This window comes from Arthrobacter sp. 35/47 (assembly GCF_000520475.1).
Taxonomy (GTDB): domain Bacteria; phylum Actinomycetota; class Actinomycetes; order Actinomycetales; family Micrococcaceae; genus Arthrobacter_D; species Arthrobacter_D subterraneus.
In genome coordinates, this window is sequence record NZ_KI914604.1 from 4,862 (window position 1) to 6,541 (window position 1,680).

General features: G+C 66.2%; 1 protein-coding gene. It reads left to right on the forward strand.

The annotated features are described in order from the left end of the window. Positions 1 to 1,463 (forward strand): FAD-dependent oxidoreductase (locus tag X803_RS0111545; RefSeq protein ID WP_084033696.1); only part of this gene is annotated, 1,463 nt, incomplete at its 5' end. Positions 1,464 to 1,680: the final 217 nt, after the last annotated feature.

Genomic DNA, 1,680 nt, shown 5'->3' on the forward strand with positions numbered 1-1,680 from the left:
GACCGCACATTCCCGCCGATGCGTTCCAGGAGGGCGGACAGTATGATTCCGTGGTGGTCGGAGCCGGCATCACCGGGCTGACCACGGCCACGCTGCTCGCGCGGTCGGGCCAACGGGTGGCTGTCGTGGAAGCACGCACTGTCGGTGCCGTCACTACCGGAAACAGCACAGCGAAGGTGTCGCTGCTCCAGGGGACGCAGCTGTCCTCCATCATCGGCCACCACGGCGCTGCCCTGGCGCGCCACTATGTCACCGGGAATCGCGAGGGCCAGAGCTGGCTTCTGAGGTTCTGCGACGAGCACGGCGTCGGCTATGACACCCGGGACGCTGTCAACTACGCAATAACCGACGACGGCGCCCGCCTCCTCAGTGCCGAACGGGACGCCTGCGCCAACTCCGGGCTCACCGCCGTGCTGGAGGAGTCCTCGGAACTGCCCTTCCCCGTGAAGCGCACCCTGCGGGTACCCGGCCAGGCGCAGGTACACCCACTCGATGTGCTTGCCGCCCTCGCCGCCGACTTCCGGCAGCACTCCGGTCTTCTTGTTGAAGGCGTACGGGTGACAGGGGTGAAGGCGGGCAGCACAAAGGGTGAGCGGACCACAATCCAGACCTCCCTGGGCGAGGTTTCCGCCGCCAACGTGGTGATTGCCACCGGCACTCCCATTCTGGACCGCGGCGGGCACTTCTCCGTGCTTGAGCCGATGCGCTCCTATGCAGTCGCTTTCACGGTGCAGGATGTGATCCCCAGCGGCATGTACCTGTCGGTCGACTCGCCCTCCCGTACCCTGCGGAATGCCACCGTTGAGGGCAGGCAGTACCTCATCGTGGGCGGCAACGGTCATACGGTCGGGCGCCAGGCGCACACCCAGTCCCTCGTCGATGACATCATCCGCTGGACCCAGGAACTCTTTCCCAGCGCCCAGCCCGCCTTCAGTTGGTCCGCTCAGGACTACCGGCCGACGTCGTCCGTTCCCTATGTGGGCAGGATGCCCATCAGCGGTCAGTCCATCTATACCGCCACCGGCTTCAACAAGTGGGGCTTCACCAACGGTGTTGCTGCAAGCCTCGCCCTGTCCGCGGAAATTCTGGGGGGAAACATGCCCTGGGCCAGGGAGCTGTACAAGACCCGGGTCGGCAGGCAGGACGCGCTGAGCACAGTGAAGGCGAATGCCGGCGTCGGCCTTGAGATGGTGACCGGGTGGCTGGGCGGCCTGGCACGAACTCCACGGTCCAACCCCTCGGAAGGCGAGGGCGTGGTTGTACGGGAGGGCGCGCGGCCGGTGGGCATCTGCCAGATAGAGGGCATCACCCACCGCGTATCCGCCGTGTGCCCCCACCTCGGCGGTGTGTTGAGCTGGAATGACGCTGAACGGTCCTGGGACTGCCCGCTGCACGGGTCCCGTTTCACCCATGACGGGGTGCGGCTCGAAGGCCCGGCCACCCGGGATCTGCAGGCCCCCTAGAAACAGTTTCCTTTGCGTTCGCCGCGGGTTCACCCAGTATTCACCTGTATCGTGGGCGTGTGATTTTGCGCCGTGTACTTACCCTCGCCGTCACCTGCGCTGCAGGCCTGTCAGTCGCCTCCTGCGGCTCGGACTACCCGCTGGGTCCGGCGCAGGAAGCTGCAGCGGAAAACGCCAGCTCCAGCCTGAGCGGAACCATCACCGGAGCCGGTTCATC